Origin of the sequence: Pseudomonas fluorescens, from assembly GCF_001307155.1 — a bacterium.
In the GTDB taxonomy this organism is placed as follows: Bacteria; Pseudomonadota; Gammaproteobacteria; order Pseudomonadales; family Pseudomonadaceae; genus Aquipseudomonas; species Aquipseudomonas helvetica.
On the sequence record NZ_CP012830.1, the window covers coordinates 3,897,276 to 3,917,472 of the forward strand.

At 59.4% G+C, this 20,197-nt stretch carries 17 protein-coding genes and 2 pseudogenes; 4 read left to right on the top strand and 15 right to left on the bottom strand.

Annotated elements, in window-relative coordinates; genetic code table 11:
* Positions 1–57: 57 nt before the first annotated feature.
* A complete protein-coding gene (locus AO353_RS17695; RefSeq protein ID WP_054596117.1) occupies positions 58–1,275 on the bottom strand; it encodes a multidrug effflux MFS transporter in 1,218 nt (405 codons plus the stop codon).
* Between the two features lie 189 nt (positions 1,276–1,464).
* Here AO353_RS17695 and AO353_RS17700 point away from each other — a divergent pair, with 189 nt between their 5' ends.
* On the top strand, positions 1,465–3,018 hold the full coding sequence (locus tag AO353_RS17700; protein ID WP_081013752.1) for a PLP-dependent aminotransferase family protein: 1,554 nt from the start codon (positions 1,465–1,467) through the stop codon (positions 3,016–3,018).
* Positions 3,019–3,121: 103 nt separating this feature from the next.
* On the opposite strand, the gene AO353_RS17705 is transcribed toward AO353_RS17700, so the two are convergent.
* The 7 genes and pseudogenes from AO353_RS17705 to AO353_RS31585 all read right to left on the bottom strand — a co-directional run.
* The gene (locus AO353_RS17705) at positions 3,122–3,913 is read right to left on the bottom strand and encodes an ABC transporter ATP-binding protein (protein ID WP_054596118.1); all 792 of its coding nucleotides are present in this window, start codon (positions 3,911–3,913) and stop codon (positions 3,122–3,124) included.
* An 18-nt stretch (positions 3,914–3,931) separates the two neighbouring features.
* Positions 3,932–4,669: an ABC transporter permease gene (locus tag AO353_RS17710; protein WP_054596119.1), complete on the bottom strand. Its 738-nt coding sequence runs from the start codon at positions 4,667–4,669 to the stop codon at positions 3,932–3,934.
* 21 nt (positions 4,670–4,690) lie between these two features.
* The gene (locus AO353_RS17715) at positions 4,691–5,407 is read right to left on the bottom strand and encodes an ABC transporter permease (protein ID WP_054596120.1); all 717 of its coding nucleotides are present in this window, start codon (positions 5,405–5,407) and stop codon (positions 4,691–4,693) included.
* 67 nt (positions 5,408–5,474) lie between these two features.
* The gene (locus AO353_RS17720) at positions 5,475–6,239 is read right to left on the bottom strand and encodes a transporter substrate-binding domain-containing protein (RefSeq protein ID WP_102667258.1); all 765 of its coding nucleotides are present in this window, start codon (positions 6,237–6,239) and stop codon (positions 5,475–5,477) included.
* A gap of 612 nt (positions 6,240–6,851) precedes the next feature.
* Positions 6,852–8,390: a histidine ammonia-lyase gene (gene hutH, locus AO353_RS17725; RefSeq protein WP_054596122.1), complete on the bottom strand. Its 1,539-nt coding sequence runs from the start codon at positions 8,388–8,390 to the stop codon at positions 6,852–6,854.
* 136 nt (positions 8,391–8,526) lie between these two features.
* A pseudogene (locus AO353_RS32180) lies at positions 8,527–8,622 on the bottom strand (glycine betaine/L-proline ABC transporter ATP-binding protein); the annotation flags it as partial.
* A gap of 424 nt (positions 8,623–9,046) precedes the next feature.
* Positions 9,047–9,127 (bottom strand): annotated as a pseudogene (locus AO353_RS31585) (short-chain dehydrogenase); the annotation flags it as partial.
* A 249-nt stretch (positions 9,128–9,376) separates the two neighbouring features.
* Here AO353_RS31585 and AO353_RS17730 point away from each other — a divergent pair.
* A complete protein-coding gene (locus tag AO353_RS17730; protein ID WP_081013753.1) occupies positions 9,377–9,928 on the top strand; it encodes a hypothetical protein in 552 nt (183 codons plus the stop codon).
* Positions 9,929–10,035: 107 nt separating this feature from the next.
* Here the strand turns inward: AO353_RS17730 and AO353_RS17735 are convergent, their stop codons facing one another.
* Entirely contained in the window at positions 10,036–10,266 is a 231-nt protein-coding gene (locus AO353_RS17735; RefSeq protein ID WP_054596123.1) for a hypothetical protein, read from the bottom strand.
* A gap of 77 nt (positions 10,267–10,343) precedes the next feature.
* Between AO353_RS17735 and AO353_RS17740 the strand changes: the two genes are divergently transcribed.
* Positions 10,344–11,789, top strand: a complete 1,446-nt coding sequence (locus tag AO353_RS17740; RefSeq protein ID WP_054596124.1) for a hypothetical protein — start codon at positions 10,344–10,346, stop codon at positions 11,787–11,789.
* Between the two features lie 196 nt (positions 11,790–11,985).
* Here AO353_RS17740 and AO353_RS17745 read toward each other — a convergent pair whose 3' ends face one another.
* Positions 11,986–13,404, bottom strand: a complete 1,419-nt coding sequence (locus tag AO353_RS17745; protein WP_054596125.1) for an MFS transporter — start codon at positions 13,402–13,404, stop codon at positions 11,986–11,988.
* Between the two features lie 158 nt (positions 13,405–13,562).
* On the opposite strand from AO353_RS17745, the gene AO353_RS17750 reads away from it, so the two are divergent.
* Positions 13,563–14,177: a helix-turn-helix transcriptional regulator gene (locus AO353_RS17750; RefSeq protein WP_203226127.1), complete on the top strand. Its 615-nt coding sequence runs from the start codon at positions 13,563–13,565 to the stop codon at positions 14,175–14,177.
* 176 nt (positions 14,178–14,353) lie between these two features.
* Here the strand turns inward: AO353_RS17750 and AO353_RS17755 are convergent, their stop codons facing one another.
* From AO353_RS17755 to AO353_RS17775, 5 genes are read right to left on the bottom strand one after another with little or no spacing between them, the layout of a single operon-like run.
* Positions 14,354–15,682 carry an aspartate aminotransferase family protein gene (locus tag AO353_RS17755; protein ID WP_054596127.1) on the bottom strand — a complete coding sequence of 443 codons (1,329 nt, stop codon included), beginning with the start codon at positions 15,680–15,682 and terminating at the stop codon, positions 14,354–14,356.
* On the bottom strand, positions 15,672–16,796 hold the full coding sequence (locus AO353_RS17760; protein WP_158246522.1) for an aminotransferase class III-fold pyridoxal phosphate-dependent enzyme: 1,125 nt from the start codon (positions 16,794–16,796) through the stop codon (positions 15,672–15,674). The genes AO353_RS17755 and AO353_RS17760 overlap by 11 nt, the downstream gene beginning before the upstream one ends.
* 8 nt (positions 16,797–16,804) lie before the next feature.
* Positions 16,805–17,674, bottom strand: a complete 870-nt coding sequence (locus tag AO353_RS17765) for a TauD/TfdA family dioxygenase (RefSeq protein WP_054596129.1) — start codon at positions 17,672–17,674, stop codon at positions 16,805–16,807.
* A gap of 12 nt (positions 17,675–17,686) precedes the next feature.
* Positions 17,687–19,219: an AMP-binding protein gene (locus AO353_RS17770; protein ID WP_054596130.1), complete on the bottom strand. Its 1,533-nt coding sequence runs from the start codon at positions 19,217–19,219 to the stop codon at positions 17,687–17,689.
* Complete coding sequence (locus tag AO353_RS17775; protein WP_054596131.1) at positions 19,216–19,824, bottom strand: thermostable hemolysin; 609 nt, start codon at positions 19,822–19,824, stop codon at positions 19,216–19,218. The genes AO353_RS17770 and AO353_RS17775 overlap by 4 nt, the downstream gene beginning before the upstream one ends.
* Positions 19,825–20,197 lie beyond the last annotated feature (373 nt).

The following is a 20,197-nucleotide window of genomic DNA, read 5'->3' on the forward strand; positions in this document are numbered from 1 at the left end:
AAGTTACGGGGGCTTTTTCGTTTCTGGCGTTTTGTTTGCCACATGTCCAGCGCCGCTTCAGCGTTCGCCCAGCGCCTCTTCCTGCGGGGCAGTCTCTGTTTTGAACAGCAGCCAGACCAGGCAGAAGCTGATGCTGAAGATCGAGGTCATGATCATCATCGGGTAGACGCTGCCATCCGAAAGTTTGCCGGTGACGAAGCCGCACACCGCGGTCATGGCCATCTGGATAAAGAAAAACAGCCCTGAAGCGGTGCCGGCTATGGCCGAGAAGGGTTGCAGTACCGCCAGTTGGCAGGCGGGGATGGCGATACCCACCGAGAGCATGATCAGCAGCATCGGGCAGACGATCGACAGCAGCGCCTCGGGCCAGAGCCGGGTGGCCATGGTCAGTAGCAACGAGCCCACCAGATTCAGGGCGATGGCGTAGCTGATCAGAGTATCGGCATCGTGTCTGACGGACAGGCGGCGGAACAGATTGGAGCCCAGCACATAACCGGCCACGGTGACGGCGAACACTTGGGCATATTCCATTGAGGACAGGCGCAGGGTGCGTTGCAGCAGGGTCGAGGACTCGGCGATAAACGGAAAATAGGTGCAGTACACGCAACCTATGGCCAGGGAGTAGCGCAGGAAATAGCGGTCGCGCAGCAGTCGTGCGTAAATGCGCAGGGTGCCTTGCTGGCGCGTATCGGGCTGGGCGGACGGACGGGTTTCCGGCAGCAGCAGGCTGATCAGGGTCAGCGTTAGCGCAGCAATCACGCTCAGGATGGCAAACACTCCACGCCAGCCGAAGGCGGTTTCGATAAGGCTGCCGATCATCGGGGCCACCATCGGCGAAATGGCCATGCCCATGGAGATCCGGCTGAGCAGGCGGGTCTGTTCATGGCGGTCGAAACGGTCGCGGACCATGACCCTGCCGATCACCGTGCCGCAGCAGCCACCGAGGGCCTGGAGCATCCGGGCGACGATCAGCACCTCGACATCGCGGGCGAGCGCGCACATCAGGGTTGCCATCAGGTACAGCGCCGTGCCGCCGATCAGCACTGGCCGCCGACCAAAATGATCGCAGAGCGGGCCGCCAATCAACATCGAAAAGGCGTACCCGACCATGTACAGGGTGAGGGTCAGTTGCAGTTGGGCATCGCTGGCACGCAGGGCATCGGCCATCGCCGGCAATGAGGGCAGGTAGATGTCGATGGTGACGCGTGGCAGGCAGACGACCACCAGCAACAACGCCGACCAGATCCAGGGCGCCAGGTTAGATTTTACAGGCATGGGTTATTCCGTAGGGGCGAGCATGACATCCAGTGGCAAGTCAGGCTCGGGCCGCCAATGGTTGCGAGGGTGAATTCGGGGAGGGTGTAGAAGCCATTGCGTTCTTGGGTATCCGTTACAGGACCGTGACGTTAAGCGCTTTGTGGTTTAATTCCGAGAGCCATTAATTAGTATTTCGACTGGACCACTATGAGCCGAGGAAAGGTTTCCGTTCCCCTGGATCTGCCCCAGCCCGGTAGCCTGAGCGATGGCAGCCGGGTGTTGACCAAACAGGAAAGCGCCTATGAGGCATTGCGCGGCGCGATCCTGGAAAAACTCCTGCCCGCCGGTAGCCAGTTGCCTTCTACGCGAACCCTGGCGCAGCGCTGGTCGCTGTCCCGGGGGACCGTGGAAATGGTCTTCGACCGCTTGCGCAGCGAAGGTTATGTGACCCGGGTGTCGGGCTCGGGGACTCGGGTCAGTGCGGTGGTGCCCGATCTCTTTATTCGCGCGCCGCAGGCCCGGGCGGCTCTCCAGGCACGGGAGCAGCAGACGCCAGCAGCACCGCCGCCGGCGCTGGAGATCGCGGTCAGGGTAGGGCAGCCTTTCGTGGCACGCCTGGCGGACCCGGCGCTGTTCCCCATTCGCGTGTGGTCGCGGGCGGTTGCCAAGGCCATGGCCGAAGCCTCGGCGCAGTTGCTCTGTTCGCCAGACCCCGGCGGCATGCTGGCCCTGCGCGAACAGATTGCCGATTACCTGGCCAAGTACCGTGGCATCCGCTGCAAGCCTGATGACCTGATCGTGACCACGGGCATTCGCCACTCCCTGGACCTGGTGGCCCGCAGCGTGGTGACGCAGGGTGACAAGGTGTGTGTCGAAGATCCGGGTTACCTGTCGGCGAAAAGGATCTTTTCCATGGCTGGAGCGCGGCTGGTGTATATCCCGGTCCTCGAAGACGGCATCGACGATGGGGCACTGCGCGAGCACGGCGATGCCCGGTTGGTTTATGTCACGCCCGCGCACCAGTCGCCGCTCGGGGTGACCCTCTCGGTGTCGCGGCGCCTGGCCCTGCTGGACTGGGCCAGCCGGACCGATGCCTGGGTGGTGGAGGACGACTACGACAGCGAATTCAACTACAACAGCGCGCCACTGGCAGCCCTCAAGTCCCTGGACCGCGATGACCGGGTGATCTACTGCGGCAGCTTCAACAAGACCTTGTTCGCCGGGCTGCGCGTCGGTTTCATGCTGGTTCCCGGGGCGTTGCGCAATCGCCTGCTGGCGACCCTGCAGACCACCGGCCGCTCCGTTGGGGTCACCGAGCAGGCTGCGCTGGCGGAATACATGAGGAGCGGGGCGTTCGTGCGTTACCTGCGCTCGGCGCGCCAGGCCTATCAGGAACGCCGTGACGCGTTGCTGGCCTGTCTGGCGGAACAGGCGCCGGGAGGTTATTCGGTTTCCGGGCACCATGCCGGTCTGCACTTCGTCCTGGAATTGCCTGCGGGCAGTGACGAATCCGACTTCTGTCGCCGTGCCAGCGGCATCGGACTGGCCTTGCAACCAGTCAGCGAATTCTGTCAGGAGGTGCGACGGCCGGCGGCGGTGATGATCGGGTTCACGGCCCTGAGCCTGTCGCAGATCCGCTTTAGTGGCCGCAAGCTCGGACAGTTGCTGGCCGGGCAGGCGGTTCTTCTCGCATCAGGCTCAGGCGTCGTCGATTCTGGCTGCCGGCGCGCTACTGAAGACTTCCAGCGCTCCGGCGTATGACAAATCATGCTGTACGCAATACATGAAAGCCCCGTAGCTGAACACACTACGGGGCTTTTTCGTTTTTGGGTTTATGGCTTGGCGCGCGCTCCGCGGGCCGTGCTTATTCGGCGCTTCTCTCATGATGGCTGGAGACGAATTGCCGAAAGCGTTCGGTGGGCAAGCCTTCGAATAGTTCCGTCGGTGTACCCTGCACATCGATGAGGCCGCCATGCATGAACACCACCCGATTTGACACGTGTCGGGCAAAGCCCATTTCGTGCGTGACCACCAGCATGGTGCGGCCTTCTTCAGCCAGAGAGCGCATTACGCGCAACACCTCTCCAACCAGTTCAGGGTCAAGTGCCGAGGTTGGTTCGTCGAACAACATGACCTGTGGATTCATTGCCAGTGCGCGGGCTATCGCTACGCGTTGCTGCTGGCCACCGGACAGGTGCGCCGGGTAATAGTCGCGGCGATCGTACAGGCCGACCTTGTGCAGCAGGGCTTCTGCTTCCTCAACGCATTCGGCACGGGAACGTTTGAGAACCCGCATCGGGCCTTCGATGACGTTTTGCAGCACCGTCATGTGCGACCAGAGGTTGAAGCTCTGGAACACCATACCCAGGCAGCTGCGCATGCGCTCGACCTGGCGGCTGTTGCTCGGTGTCTGGCGGCCGTCGGCATGCTGCTTCATTTCGATCACTTCACCATTGACGCTGATGATGCCTTGATCGGGTGTTTCCAGGAGGTTGATGCAACGCAGGAAGGTACTTTTACCTGATCCACTTGCACCGAGGATCGAGATCACATCGCCCTTGTGGGCTTCCAGGGAAATGCCTTTGAGGACATGTGCGCTGCCGAAGGACTTCTGAATGTTAGTTACCGACAAGGCTGAAGCGGGCTGAGTGCTCATGGCATGCTCCGTATCAAATCAGGAATGGGAAGGCAGCGAGGGGCTGGCTTTTTTGATGGCGTCAACTGGCCGCTCACGCAAGTGCGGCGAGAGGCGATACTCGAGCCAGGCGACAGCGCGGACGACCAGGAAATTCAGCACCAGATAGATCAGGGCTGCGCAAATGAACACTTCCATCGTGCGATAGGTACGCTGGATGATCTGCTGCGCGACGCCAGTGACGTCCCACACAGTCACCAGGCTAGCCAGAGCCGTGGACTTGACCAGCAAAATGGCTTCCGTGGAGTAGGCCGGCAGGGCCTGGCGCAGGGTGACCGGAGCAATGATCCGGAGTAGCAGTTCCCAAGGCGACATGCCCACGGCCTTGCCCGCCTCGATTTGCCCTTGTGGCACGCTAAGCAGCCCACCGCGAATAATTTCGGCGGTGTAACCGGCGGTACACAAGGCCAGTGAAAGCACCGCGCAGCCATAGGGCGATTTGAGCAGTACCCAGGCGAAGCTATCGCGAATGGCCGGGAACTGGCCCAGCCCGTAGTAAATCAGGAACATTTGAATCAGCAGCGGCGTACCGCGAAACAACATGATGTAGAACCGCGCCGGATAGCTGAAAAACCACCAGCGGCTGACCCGCAGGCTGACAATGCCGACAGACAGGGTAAGGCCGATCACCAATGAGCTGAAAAACAGCGTCAGCGTTGTGGGCAGCGCTGCCAAAAGCTTGAGCATGGTGTCAGCGAGGAACGGAAAATCGATCATACGTAGCGCTCCCGACTCGAACTAGACTGGACTGCGCTGCCGCGTGCGACGCACACGAGCCTCAGCCATATTGAAAAGCCGACCGGACAAGCCGGTTAGAATGAGGTACACGGCGCCCCCGATGATGTAGAACGTGAAATATTGACGAGTGGAACCGGCCGCAACCTGGCTGGCACGCATCAATTCCACCAGGCCGATGACCGAAATCAGCGCCGAGTCTTTCAGGCTCATTTGCCAGACATTTCCCAGGCCGGGCAGCGCAAATCGCAGCACCTGGGGGACCAGAATCCGTTTGAAGCGCATCGCGCGGGACATGCCTATGGCCAGGCCGGCTTCCAGTTCGCCTCGCGATACCGCGAGAAAAGCGCCACGGTAGACTTCAGCCTGATAGGAGCCGGAAATCAGCCCGACTGCCAACGCGCCGACCAGAAAAGGTGGCACGTCGATGTAGCCTTCACCCCCGAACCAGTGGCCAACCGCCGTCACCACACTGGCTCCGCCAAAGTAGAACAGGTAGATCACCAGCAACTCGGGGATCCCCCTGAACAGTATCGAATACAGATCCCCCAGCCAGCGCAAACTGCGTCGACGGGATAGCTTGGCAGCCGCGACCAGGCTGCCAAATACCGCACCCACCAGCAGCGCTGCCAGGGTCAATATCACGGTCATGCCCGCTGCCTTGAGCAGCGCCATTCCCCAGCCTGAGTCACCAAAACTGAGTAGCTGCAAGAGGTTCATAGAGGCTCCCATTCTTGAGAAGGTTTAAGCAGCCCGGCAGCCTTCACGGTGCCGGGCAATTCAGGGGTCAAGACTTAGGTGTGAGGTCTACTTTGAACCACTTCTCGCTAAGTGTCTTGATCGTGCCGTCAGCCATGGCTTCCTTGAGAGCTGCGTCGAACTTGGCTTTGAGCTCAGGGTCTGTCTGGCGGAAGCCTAGAGCTTCCCCTTCACCCCAGATCGGGCCTTTGATGACCGGGCCGGTAAAGGCCAGCGGTTTGTTTTCCGGCTTGTCCATCACCGAATTGAAAAAGGTCACGTCATCGAATGCGACGTCAATGCGGCCGGCCAGCAGGTCGAGAATGGCTTCGGCCGAGCTGCCGTATTCACGAATGGTCGCCACATCCTTGAAGTTCTGATCAATGAATGACGTGTAAATGGTGCCGGAGGCGATACCAATGGTCTTGCCCTTGAGTGCCTTGCGCAGCTCTTCAACGCCGGCGCGTACTTCCTTGGCGTCGGTACCCAGTGTGATGGCGGCTTCGGCACCGGTTTTGCCCGGCAACAGATCGGCTTTCAGCGCAACGAAACTGGCAGGTGTCTGGGCGTAGGGAATCGAAAAGGCCATTACCTTTTGGCGCTCTTCGTTGATGACAATGGCGTCCATCAGCATGTCGAATTTACCGGCATTGAGGCTGGCGATCATCCCGTCCCAGTTCTGTACGACAATGTTGCACTTGAGCTTCATGCGCGGACAGATGATATCCATCAGCTCCGGTTCGAAGCCGCCAATTTTTCCGCCTGGCAGAGTCACGTTCCAGGGCTCATAGGCGCCCTCGGTTGCAATATTCACCGAAGTCCATTCTTTGGCCTGCAGTGCCGGAGCACAGGCGAGAACCATTGCACTGAGCGCTACAGAACCCAACCAGCTTGATTTCTTCGACATCTTGATAATTCCTGCCTAATCAATGGAGTGTTGCGATCTGATCCGGCTCAGGCCGAATCTCCTGTGCGGGTATGCACAACTATTTTTGTGCATACCATACAAAGCAGTAAAAACCAGCCAGGCAGCGGGCGAGCAAGCCTGTGCACGGCATTGCGCTACAAGTGAAATAGTGGAGAGGCAAAGAGGTTCTCGTGACTCTTACGCACACATACTTACTTGTACATACAAGGCTATGCAATCAAGCGGCCAACTTATTGGATCGCTTTTCTATAAAGCTCAGGTTTGGTGGGAATGGCTTTGGGACAAGGGTTTGGCGGGAGGCAATTTTTTTTGAGAGACTTTGCGAAGGTGTGACGGTCGTTACTTGAGTGTGGAATTGCGCTATGCCGGGGCGCTCGGTAACAAATTGAGAGATGTTGGTGCGCGATGGGGAACGATTGGGTGAGTGCTTTGGTGGCGATTATCCGCCGCAGCCACTTATGAATGGCTGCGGCTTGGCACGCTGCTTGGGAATCGATTTTAGTGCAGGCTCGGTAACGCGGTTTGCAGCAATTGCGGATCTTTCAACACGCTTGCTGCACTGGCGATATCTGGCGCCAGCCAGCGGTCCTGGTCGTAGGCCGGAACGCGCTCGCGCAGCAGTCGCCAAGCGACCTCCGTGCCTGCACCGAAGCATGGCCCCTTGAGAAAGTCAGCCTTGAGAAATTCGAAGGCCTGGGCCGCCAGCAGATACTCGATAGCGAGGATCTGCGTGCAGTTTTCCAGCGCCCGATGCAGCTTCAGTGCAGCGTTGGTGCCCATGCTCAGGTGGTCTTCCTGCAGACCCGATGTGACGTAATTGTCGAGCACCGCCGGTTGCGCCAGCTGACGATTTTCCGCACACAAGGAAGCGGCAACGTACTGGACGATCATCATTCCAGAGTTAACCCCAGGGTTGCTCACCAGAAATGCCGGCAAGCCACTGACGTGCGGGTTGATCAAACGGTCCAGGCGACGCTCGGCGATCGAGCCGATCTCCGCCATGGCGATCGCCAGCAAGTCGGCAGCCAAGGCCACCGACTGGCCGTGCGGGTTGGCCTGAGACATCACCCGGTAGTTATCCGGTGTACCCAGAAGCAGCGGGTTGTCAGTGGCGGAGTTGAGTTCGGTTTCGATCTGCCGGGTCGCGTGGTCAAGTTGATCACGGGCCGCACCATGTACTTGCGGGATCGAACGGATGCTCAGTGCATCTTGAGTACGAATGCCCTTGCTGCTGGCGATCACTTCACTGCCATCGAGCAGGCCGCGCAAGTTGATGCCGACTTGCTGCATGCCCGGATGTGGCTTGAGGGCGATTATTTCAGCGTCGAATGCGTCGATCTGACCGCGCTGGGCTTCGAAGCTCATGGCACCGATCACGTCTGCCCACTGGATCAAGCGGGTTGCATCGGCGAGGGCGAGGCAGCTCAGGCCGGTCATGCACGGCGTACCGTTGACCAGGCACAGCCCGTCTTTCGCGCCCAACTGCACCGGCTTCAAGCCTTCTTCAGCCAAAGCTTGCTGCGCAGGGACGATCTGCCCGCGATAACTGACCTGGCCGACCCCCAGCAGACTGATGCCGATATGCGCCATGTGAGTCAGGTAGCCGACCGAACCCTGGGACGGTACTTGTGGGGTAATCCCGCGATTGAGCAAGGCCAATAGCGCTTCGACCACTTGCCGATGCAGACCGGATTTGCCGTGGCTGTAATTTATGATCGCCGCGCACATGATCGACCGCGTCTGCTCATCGGTCAGTGGTGCACCGACGCCACACGCGTGGCTAAGCAATGTATTGCGCGACAGTTGGCTCAGTTGTTCGCCTTGCAGCGAGACATTGCAGAGCGCGCCCAAACCGGTATTGACGCCATACGCGCGCTCGCCGCTGACGACGATGTGCTGGACGATGGCCTGGGCATTGTCGATCCGTGCCCAGGTTTGAGCCGACAATTCAAGCACAGCACCGTGCCGGGCAACTGCGACCACATCCTGCCAACGCAACGGCGCATCGGCGATAACAATTTTTTTAGCCTGTGACATGTGAAGCCTCACGCAAGGGTTGTTGTCGAGTTACACCTGTGGCCAGAGGATTCGGCCCCTGGCCACATTGGATACACGTCGTCCGGAAAAACTCATTTCAAGCAGGTGCGGCAGGACGCTGAACGAAGCGATCAACCTATTCGTCAGCAGACGAGTCAAGGATCCCTTTCGGTGCACCAATCTGAATCAATCGGCCGTCCTTGAGAATCACGACGCGGTTGCCGATGCACACGTCTTTGTTGTGCGCGGCATTGCTCTACAAGCAAGGCGGTGGAGGTGAAGAGGTTCCCGCGACTCTTGTGCACACACGTTTACTTGTACATACAAGAATATGCAATCAGGCGGCCAACTTGTTGGATCGCTGTTCAATAAAGCACAGGGTTTAACTGGAACGCTTTTGGGGCAAGGGTTTGGCCGGAGGCGATTTTTTCGGAAGGTTTTGCGAAGGCGTGACGGCTGTTACTTGAGCGTGGAGTTACGTCGCGCCGGGACGTTCGGTAACAATTGGGTGTGCTTAGGAAACGGCTGCAAACCAGAGCTGAAATTTGATTCACCCCCCCTCTTTGGGACTGAATGGTTTGAGCTGGAAGGTGTCCCCGTCGAGCAATCACATCGAGTCAATCGCAGCCGTTGCGCAGAGGAATGCAGCACCGCTACGCGAAGTCGCTGAGGATCACCGAGTCGATGGTGATGTCGCCACGCATCGCGAGGTTTTCCAGAATCTGCGTAAAGGCCCGGGTTCAAGCTCTTGGAAAAAGTATCGAGTATTTTGGCGTTGGATAAGCGAGCGCTGAAAATATCCCCCCTTTCATTGACCGCTTCCCTTCCAAGGCGCATTTCTTGTGATGATGTCATTGAGCCATTAACTCAACTCTATTATCCTCCTCGCGTTTTCAGGGACAGCCGCCGACACTCCGGCCTTCATTCGCAGACCCTGATACGACGTTTACCGTTACTCGCCCCTTTTTGGACATCAAGGATCGACCATGCTCCGTTTGCTTTCTATCTCCCTGTTTGCCCTTGTTCTCACTGGCTGTGCTTCATCAGCCAAGGTCGAGAATATGCAGGTCAATCCCGCGCAAGCACAAACCTATGACGTTGCGCTTCGCGACAACATGAAAGTCGACAGTGTCGGCGGCGGCAGCACGACCAACCCGCTGTGGACTTCGCAGATCGAAAGCGCGGACTTCCGTTCGGCGCTTGAGCAATCGTTGAGCAACGCTGGCCTGCTGGGTAAGAACAGCAAGGCAAACTACGCCCTGCGCGCCAATCTGGTAAGCCTCGACCAGCCGCTGATCGGCCTGAACTTCACCGTCACTTCGATGGTTGAATACAGCCTGGTAGAGAATGCCACGGGCCGGGTGATCTGGACCGACAAGGTCAAGGCTCCCTTCACCGCCGGCGTCGGCGACTCGTTCTTCGGTGTGAAACGCCTGCGACTGGCGAACGAAGGCTCGGCACGGGAGAACATCAATGAACTGCTCAAGCGCCTGGCCGGGTTGAAGCTCGGCGCTGGTCAGGTGTCGCTGGCCCAGTAAGAAAGCATTTGTCCCCGTTATTTTGGGGGCGAATCCCTATCTCTGCGCCATACCTATAAAAAAGCCCCCGTAGCTGAAACGTTAGGGGGGCTTTTTCTTTTTTGGGGTTATGGCTTGGCGCGTTCGCTTGCGGGCGACGGCTGCGCAGCAATCACATCGAGCAAGTCGCAGCCATCACGTAGAGGAATGCGGCACAGCTGCGCGAAGTCGCTGAGGATCACTGAGTCGGTGGTGATGCCGCCGCGCATCGCGAGGTTTTCCAGAATCTGCGTAACGGCCCGGATTCGATAACCGGCCGTGTCGAGCAGTACGTGCAATTTCAGATACCCATCGGTGATGGGCGAAAAAAATGTGCCGAACTATCAACAAGATTTTTATCTTTCACCCGCCCCTAATTTTCAAGGACCGTATCCGCATGGACGCCAGCTCTACCTTTTTCCGCCACCCGGTTGTGTTGGGCTTCTCGCTGCTGGCCCTGAGTCTGACCGGTTGCAGCTCCAGGCCGATCCCGCAGGAACCCAAGGTGCACCCGGGCCTGGCCGTCTTCAATGAGGCCCTCACGTTGCCCGTCCTGGAGCACTCCATTGTGCGCGAAGGCGACAAGGTGACCTACTTGGTCACGCGAGTGGGCAACTCTGCGATCTATGCCAGGTTCAATGCGTCCTGCAAGCAGGGTCCGAACAGCATGTTCTATCCCACCCGTAACGGTTTGAGCGCGTTTACCGACCAGCCAATGACCAGCACTGCTTTGCCGGCGGAGCAAAGTCAGCAGTTGCAGCACAGTGCGCAGTTGCAACAGGTATGCACACAACGTCCCACGCCCGATTGGCGGATGCTGGAATTAGCCGAGGATCAGGATTGGCTGATGCTTGACCGCAATAGCCTGCAACAGGAAGGCGGACTACTGTATGTCTGGGCCGGCCGCGATTATCGGCACTACCTTATTGCCAGCGACGGAGCCGCGCTGATAGCTCAGAGCCAGGAGCGACTGGCCTTGGACTGCAAGCAGCAAACGGTCACGGCACTAAGCCAGTTCATGATCGATGGCTCGCACGAAGTCTCCAGCGGCAAAGTCGAAAGGCCGGCTGTGCCGCAACCGCTGATGCAGGCTTCGGCCGACCGGCAACGCGTGTTCAAGGCCGCTTGCCTGCCGCAAGCGGAGCTGGCCAGGTTGCCTGTCTTCAACGCACGCCAAACCTTGCCGCCGGTCATCAGCACGCCGACGGTTGCACCGTCAGTCGTAGCGGCCATCCAGGCCCTGGACCTGCCCGCGCCGGCCAGGCCCCTGCGCCACCTGGGATATCGCTATGACATGGTGATGTTTAACGGGACTAAACTTGGCGACTTCTCCAAGGAGGTCTTCATCAGCACCGACAGCGCCTCGGGGCAAACTCTGGTGCAGCCAGTGGACTTTGTGCTCCCGCCTGCGATCAACCTGACCTTCCGTGGCTTGTTCGATCTGGCCAGCCACAACATCGACAAAGAAACCGGCAAGGAAGTGGCGGATTCGCGGCCCCTGGTCGACCTGAGCTTTCAGGGTGACTGGCGCAACTTGCCGCTCAAGACCCAGGTCAGCTATATCGAAACCCGGGCAGAGCCTGCCAACGCTGACGGCAGCCCTTCGCACAAGACCAGTGAACCCAGGACTGTGACCTGCCAGATCGTCCGCGAACAACCTGCCAGCGCCTTGCATCCGACTCTGCTGGGCTCGGCCAAGCTCCTCAATTGCACCAAGATGAAAGCCCGCGGGCTGGATTGGACCGATCTGTCCTGGTACCTCGCCGACTATGGACAGTTCGTTCATGTTCTCGAGAACAGTCCGGTAGGTCTGTGGAAGTGGCGCATCGAGTCGGTGCGCTGATAAGCCCGGAAGCATGACGCCATGACATCCAGTGTTGGTGATGGCGAATGATGAAAACGCCGCTTGTCTCGACATGAGAAAGCGGCGTTTTACTTGGTTTTCACCGTAGAGTTTGAAATAAAAAAGCTCTGGTCTCCGGCTTAAGTGAACAGAATGGCGGGTAATGCCGGGGTTTTTTATTGAAGCGCGACCCGATTCAAACCGCTGCAAGCCCCGGCCGAATCCGCGCCGACCGCACCGCAGTCACCAGCGCCAGAATCGGTGCAATGGTAAACAGCGCAAACAGCCAGCGTGCGGCGTTGGCAGTGCCTTGCATGTTGCTCGGGTCGTTGAGACCGGCCATGTTGGCGATCATCCCGGCCAGTGCCGCGCCGAGTGCGGTGGCGAACAGTTGTACGGTGGTGATGGATGAAGCCGCCGAGTCCTGGTCTTCGGCCGAGGCCACTTGCAGGACTCGGGTCAGCAGGTGTGGCCAGCCGATACCGATGCCGAATCCCACCAGGGTCAAGGCAATGCAGATCGGGGTGAGCAGCGCCCAGTCTCCACCACTGTCGAACGGTATGGCGACGGCCAGGATGATCAGTCCGACCAGTACGAACACCGGGCCACTGATGATTGCGCGGCGCACGCCACGCTCGCGCCAGCCGGAGCTCATCACTTCGGACAGCGTCCAGCCAGCCGCCATGAGGGCCGCCAGGTAGCCGGCAATCAGCGGCGTCTGCCCGTGCAGGGTTTGCAGGAAGTACGGCACGAAGATTTCGCTGGTCATGCCAACCACCAACAACCCCATGGTCGCGTACAGCGCACAGAGTGGGGTGTTGAGCCGCAAGGCATCCTTGGGCAGCAGGCGTGTCAGGGTGCTGGATTCATGACGAACCAGGAAGAACACCAGCAGCAGGCAGAGGCCTATGCCCAGCAGGTTCCAGGTCGGAAGCGACGAAGCGCTGCCGATGCATACCGAGAGCACCGCCGCAGCCAGCAGGAACAGTTGCAGCAAGGGCAAGCGGCCCACGGGCGGTTGATTCATGTCACGTTTGGGCAATACGCTGCTGGTCAGCAGTATGTACGCCAGCGTCACCGGCACCAGCGTGCCAAAGGCTAAACGCCAGGCATCCATTTCCGCAAAGATGCCGCCGATGGCCGGGCCGATCAGCGTGGCGATCCCCCACATGCCCGAGACCAGGGCCATGGCCCGAGGCCAGAGGCGCTCTTCGAACACCAGCTGAATCATCGAGTAGCACAGGGCGAACATCAAGCCGCCGCCCAAACCTTGAACCGCGCGACCGACCAACATCACTGGCATGCTCGGTGCCAGGGCACAAATGAGGCTGCCAGCGAGGAAAAATAACGAGGCTATCGCATAGGAAACGCGTGGCCCTGTGCGTTGCAGGATTTTGGCCGTAAGCGCGGAGCCGAGGATGGATGCGACGACGAACAGTGTGGTGTTCCAGGCGTACAGGTCGAGCCCGCCGATTTCCTTGACCACGGAGGGCAGGATAGTCGTAGCGATGTAGATATTGATCGCGTGCAGCGTAACGCCTCCTGACAGTGCGATGGATCGCGCGGCGTTTTTTCCGGAGAGTAAATCGCTCCAGCTGCTTCCTTGTGTAGACATACAACCTCCTGCTGTGACTCGCGACCCGGCGGATTGCGAGAGTCAATTGCCTGCTTTCAAGGCTTGGGTTAGATTTACCAAGTTAATTCTTTAAATATTGAAGCTGCGAGGGCTGTTGTTTGTCAAGTAAACACTTGGAAAACCAGGATGACGTGTCGATGTCGGCTGCCGACCGACTGCTTCACATGCTCAAGACCCGCGGCCCGCAACTGGCGGCCGATGCCGGACGCGCGATGGGCACCACGGGGGAAGCGGCGCGCCAGCAGTTCGTCAAACTGGCCGCCAGTGGCCTGGTGGAGGCTCAGTCCGAGGCCCGAGGCGTCGGGCGCCCGTCGCAGGTCTGGCGTCTGACGGCGGCCGGCCATGCGCGGTTTCCCGATACCCATTCGGAGCTGACCGTGCAGCTCTTGCAGACCGTGCGCGAGACCTTCGGGCCCGAGGCCATCGATCGTCTGATCGACGTTCGCGAGCAGCAGAGTCGCACCTTGTACCTGCAAGAGCTGGCCAGTGCCGAGACCCTTCAGGAACGGGTCAAGCGCCTTGCGGCCCTGCGGGCCCGCGAGGGCTACATGGCCGAGTGGAGTGAGCAACCGGATGGGGCCTTTGTGCTGATCGAAAACCATTGCCCGATCTGCGCGGCGGCGACCGCGTGTCAGGGTTTCTGCCGTGCCGAACTGGATGTGTTCGAGCAGGTTCTGCAAGCCAGGGTTGAGCGTGTGGAGCACATTCTGATGAATGCCCGCCGTTGTGCTTACCGCATTACTCCGGTCTGAAGTGCCCTCGAGATACTCATTTGCGGCACACCAGGGCCAACTGATCGTGCTGCCGGGGATGACCCCGGCAACGATGTCAGTGGGGGAGGGTTACTGAGCGGGAATCACCGCCTGCCATTTTGGCAAGGCGGTCTCCAGGCGCTTGCCGAACTACCGGGAAAGATCGTCCTCGCGAATCATCGGTCTGCGCTCCGTGGGGTCATGGCGTAGGGGATGCGGTAGAGATTGCGGATGATCGGCGTCATCAGTTTGAGCATCCAGCGCGGCTTGCTGGCGACGGCCTCGAGGGATTCTTCCAGGGCCTTGAGGACCTGGCTCACTTGCGCGGTGCTGATGGTCAGCGGTGGATAGAAACGCAACACCGGCGCCGAGGCTTTTTCGTTCAACGAGTGCCCTGAGTGAACCCCGCGTTTGCTCAGTTCCATGCTGATCAGGTTTTCCCACACCGCGCCCTTGAGGCGTAAACCGGTCATCAGGCCAATCGCTGGCGCGTCGCTGATGATCTGCGGGTAGGCTTCGGCCAGTAGCTGCAATCCCTGACACAACTGTGTGCTGGCAGCCTGGGATTTTTCGATCAGTTGGCCTTCTTCAATCGCATGAATTGCGGCCAGGGCCGTTTCGCAGGCATAGGGCAAACCGCCCTGGCCGCAGACCTGATCTTCAAGAGGGTCGAGTGGCTGCCGGTCGATCAAGGCGCGGCTGTACATCACCGCCGCGATGGCTGCGTAGCCGCCAGTCAAGCCCTTGGACAGCACCATGATGTCAGGCACCACGTTGTCGTAATCGACGGCGAACCATTTGCCGCAGCGACCGAACGCCGTCTGGATTTCATCGGCGATCATCAGGCAGCCGTGGGCGCTGCACAACTCGCGGATCCGCGTGTTGTAGCCGGCTTCGGGCAACGTCAGGTGGGCACCGCCGAGGATCGGCTCGATGTAGACCGCCGCCACCTGGTCGGTGATGGCGTGTTCCAGGGCGGCGAAGTCGCCGTAGGGAATGAAGTCGACCATCACGCGGTTCAGGCCATGCTGGTTGCTTTGGTACTGCTGGCCGAGGATCGCCATAGTGGTCAGGGTTTTGCCATGGTAGGCATTGCGCATGACCACGATCCGTTTGCGCGGCAACTGCCGTTTGAGCGCATAGCGCAAGGTTTGCTCGATGGCTTCGGCACCGGTCATGGTGTAGCGCACATCGCCCCACTCGCCGGGAGCCAGACGCTTGAGGGTCTCGCTCAGTTGGTGCTGCGAATTGTGGGTCAGCCCCTCGGGCTGCCAGGCCATCCGGTTCAGCTGACGCTGGCTGGCGTACTTGACCTGAGGGTTCTGGTGACCGACCAGGAATATTCCATAGCTGCACGCACAATCGATGAAGTGCTTGCCGCGATGGTCGGTAACGATCGCCCCTTCGGCGGAGCGTTCGATGCCGGTATTGGCAATGCGATAAAGCTTGGCCGCCGAGGGCGTCCAGTGTTTGTAGCAGTCATCCACCAGGCGGTTAAGCAGCATATTGCAAAGTCCTTTTTATCAGGTGTGCGGCGTCGACCACGCGCTCCGTGCGCGCGACCAATGGGCAACGCAAGAGCAGTTCGCGCCCGCTTGGCCGGCGAATATGCACACCGGCGGCGTACAGCGCCCGTTGCGCCTCGAGGGCTTGCTCGGTGCTGGCCAGCGGAACCTTGACGATGCCACCGATGGCCCTTGCGTTGAGGTCGGCCAGTTCGCTGGCCAGCGCCTTGCCGTTGTCGAGACTGCGCTGGTCCAGCCGCTGTTCCTGCGCGTAGCGCAGGGCAGTCTGTGCCGCGATGCACGATGGCGGGTTACCCGCCGTGGTGCTCCCGTGTTTGGCCGGTGTGGCTTTGCCGTAGGCCTTGTAGGCCAGCGCATGGCTGCAGGTGTAGGTGCCGATGGGGATGCAGCCGCCGCCCAGGCTTTTGCCCAGGACGACGATGTCCGGGCGCGCACCGGACAGGTTCTGCGACAGCAGATGCCCGACGCTGCCCAGGCAGGTGTCGACGTCATTGAACAGGGTCACAATTCGCTGGCTGTTGGCGATCCGTTCCAGACTGGCGATCAGCATCGGATCGACCGCCTCCAGCAGCCCGTTGGCGGCCGTGCGCAACGGGCCGTAGCACAGGGCAAAACAGTCCTGCCAGATCGCCATGTCCGGCAGGTCGTGCACCGAGTCGACGTGCACCACCTTGATCCCCAGAAACTCCCCGGACTCCGGATAAAGCCCAGGGGCGCTCAGGTAGCGCCCGTAAGACAACGAACCGTACGCCACGCCTCCCACGGCAATCACAGTGCGCCGATGGGGGGTGAGCGAACGCGCGAGTTTCAGCGCACCTTCAAACGCCTCGTCGCCAGAGTTGCAGACGTACGAGTTCTCCAACCCTTCGGGCATGAACTCGCTGAGTTGCTTGCACAACTCGATCAACGGCGCGGACAGCAGGACACGGTTGGACAGGCCGATTTTATCGACCTGCCGACTCACGGCCTGCACCACTTCGGGTACTTGCAGGCCGAACCCGCCACTGAGGTCAATTAGTTGATGGCCGCGGTTGTCGATGAAACTTTCGTACTGGCCTTCGACGGCCCAGGTTTGCTCTGGATGATTGGTCATGGCGGCCATTACCGATAGCTCAGCGCATTGAAAATGCGACGCTGGTCATCGATGATCGCTTGCCGGCCGTGCATCACCCGACGGTTGTCGATCATCACCAGGTCCAGGTCCTGCCAGCCCACGGTGTGCGTATTGCGTTCGGTGACCTCGGTGATTTCTGCCAGCAGGTCGGCGGGAATCTCTTCGCCGTTCTCGAAGTCGATCACCGGTTTTTCGTAGTTGAAGGACGGCCCGAGAATGCTGTTGGCGAAGGCTGGGTGCTCACAGAAACTGGAGGTCTGGCACGCCGGGACACTGTAGGCGTAGGCCACGCAATCGGTGCTTGGGTTGTACTCCATCCGGGTGTTGGGGTCCTGGCCGATGATCTCGTTCAGGTGCTCGAAACGGGCGTCTTCCAGCTGCTGGATTTCCGGTTTGTAGTAGCTGACGATCTTGCGCCACTTTTCGCCCGTCACCGTGCGGCGGTAGCGGATGCGGTTGCTCTCGAAGCGCTGACGGGCCTCTTCGCTGAGTTCCTGGTAGACCTTCACCCCATCGCACAAGGTGGTTTGCGAACCTTTGGTGGGGGCGATCTCGCAGAAGAACCAGGTCAGGTCAGGCCAGATCGGCGCGTTGCCGTTTTCGCAGTGCAGGCCTACAGCATCGGTGCCGGCGTCGACCAGTTGTGCGACGCCTTTGGCGATCACCCGGCCCGGGTCCAGGCTCAGGCGCGAACTGTGTTTTTTCACGAAGGCACCGAACTCGTCCAGCGACTGGATGCAGTTGCGGAAGATAATCACGCCGGCGTTCGAAAGCTCTTCGAAAACCGCCGCAGTGTCGGCGCTCAAGGCATACGCGCGATCGGTGATGACACTCGCCTGATAAGTAGATTGAGTCATGTCGCTAATCCTTTAGTGAGTACATGTCTGACGATGCAGGTCGGTGGCGTGCGCTCTACGGGCCGGGCCATTGAGGGCATAGAGGCTTTGCAGCTGCGGGGCGTCCGGCGCCAGTGGCCAGATGGCCTGCGGCAGTTCGACTTCCGAGAAGCGCTGTTGCGCCCAGTCCTGAGTGTGCTGGTGATCGAATAGCGGTCCGATGCTGAGTACGATCGCCAGTTGCCCGTCTGTGGTCATGAACATCAGTGCATCGTTCACGCCGGTTTGCTCTTTGAACTCCAGCTCGATTTGCTCTGGAGAAACATTGCGGCCGTTGGGCAGGCAGATGATGTTTTTCTCGCGGCCGGTGATGAACAGGAAACCCTCGTCATCGAACTCGCCGATATCACCGGTGCGCAGCCAGCCATCCTCGGTGAAGGAGCAGGCGCTCGGATCGACCCACGAGTAGCCCTGGAACATTGAGCTGCTTTTGATTTCTACCCGTTGCTGATCCGTCACCCGGACCTGGACGTGCGGCAGGGGTTTGCCAACGCTGCCGAGCTTGCTGTTGGCCGGGGTGTTGACGCTCACCACCGAACCGTTCTCGCTCAATCCGTAACCTTGATGAACCTGAATACCCTGTGCGCTCAGGCGCTGCAGTTTTTCACTGCTGATCGGAGCGCCACCGGCGGTGATGTACAACTCGTTGCGCAGCAACGACAGCAGCTCCGTGTCGGTGTTTTGCTCGGCCACTTCAAGGAGCACGTCGAGCATGATCGGCGGTACGGTCACCGCGCTTGCCCGGGTTTTGAGCAGTTGCGCCAGAATCGCCGAGGTGTCGTAGCCCGCTTCGCCGATCAACGGCGTGCGCTCGTCGAGGAAGTATACCGTGCCGCCGGACAGCAGCGGCAGGTAGACCGCCGTGACCTGTTCGATCAACAGGCTCAGCGGCACCACCGACAGGTAGCGCTTTTGATAGCTGGCCGGGACCACGCCGAGTAGCGATTGCAGCACGGCGCTCAGGCCGCCCAGGCTTTGCTTAACGCCTTTGGGTTTGCTGGTGGTGCCGGAGGTGTGGATGACTTTGCAGGTCCATTCGGCATCGGCGCTGTCGATGAAGCTCGGGCCCGTTGGCACCGGAGCCGGGGTCTCGAGTGCGCTGGGCACATGGATCAGGCGGCTGGCGTTCAGGTCGATTTCCCAGCGCTTTTCCAGCGTCTCCCGGCCTTTGTCATCGACCAGGAAGCCCGAGCATTCGAAGGCCAGGTGTTCGGCCTGGTACTTGCTGAAGCCCAACGGCAGCGGCAAGGAGGTGAAGCCGAAGAGCAGGCAGGCGAAGTCGGCGATGACCCAGTCGCTGCTGTTGCGCATGACGATGCCGATGGTGCGCTTTTCGTCGGTGAACTGACGGTTCATGTGTTGCCCCAACTGCCGGGCATGCTCCAGCACCTGGGTGTAGGTCAGGCGCCGCCCACCCGTACCGTCTGCCGCAGGAATATCGACGACGCAGACGGCATCCGGTGTGCGTTGGGCCTGGGCCAGCAAGTCTTCGACGAAATGCGTCATGCTGCTTGCTCGCTCTGCACGTCGAGTCGGAAAACGGTCTTGAGGACGGTCTCGTGATAGTGACGCTTCATATCGCCCAGCTTGATGTAGCCGGTGATGGGCGTCTGCTCGTAGTAGGAGCCCCATTCGACTTCCGCTTGTGGGGTCATGCGTTGCGGGTCGGCATCGCAGATTTTGTTGACCTTGACGTTGCAGTAGCCCATCGATTTGATCAATTGCGGTGTGCAGGTGCACAGCACGTAGCGTGCGCCCATACACCAGGTCACCATTGAGAGCATGTTGAACAGGGTCTGGCCGGCAGCCGAATTGATCGATGCGGTATTGCCGATTTCGACGATGCTGTCGCGTTCAATCCGGGTGTTGGTGATGCGCGACAGCGTCTCCTCGGACGGTGAGTCCAGATAACACTCGGACAATAGAGGGCCTGACTTGGCGAAACTGAAACCGGCACACGACTGAATGGAGTCATTGTTATCGAATACGATTAAAAAGTACTCGGGAGATGGCTCGATGATGGCGTTAAAGGCTTTCATGTACCGGCGTTTAACAAAGTCGACGGCGGACTTCCAGAGTAGGGTGTTGCGTTTGGCTACTTGAGTACGCATGCAAGTTTTCCTTTCTTTTCTGCGTGAGTCGATAGACGGGTTGTTTTGGTACAAAGGTACTAAAGCCTCTTGTTGTTACGGCAACAGGGGGCTTATCCATGCCCTATGTAATAGCGTGGCTTAATAAAGTTAATTGATTGATTTTTATAGTGTTTTTATTTAGTTATGACGAATTTTCAGGCTGCCGCACGCGTCCGCAGAAAAGGCCACAAAGGTATGTGCGATTTTTCTGAACGGAAGATACGGGTGTGATTTGGCGTGTCAGCGAGTAGCGAATCCTTCCGATGGATTAATGAGATAGCGTCCTGCTTGGCGTGGCGTTTTATCATGAGCGGCTTGATTGTTTTAAATGAATTAATTAGTCGCTATTCAT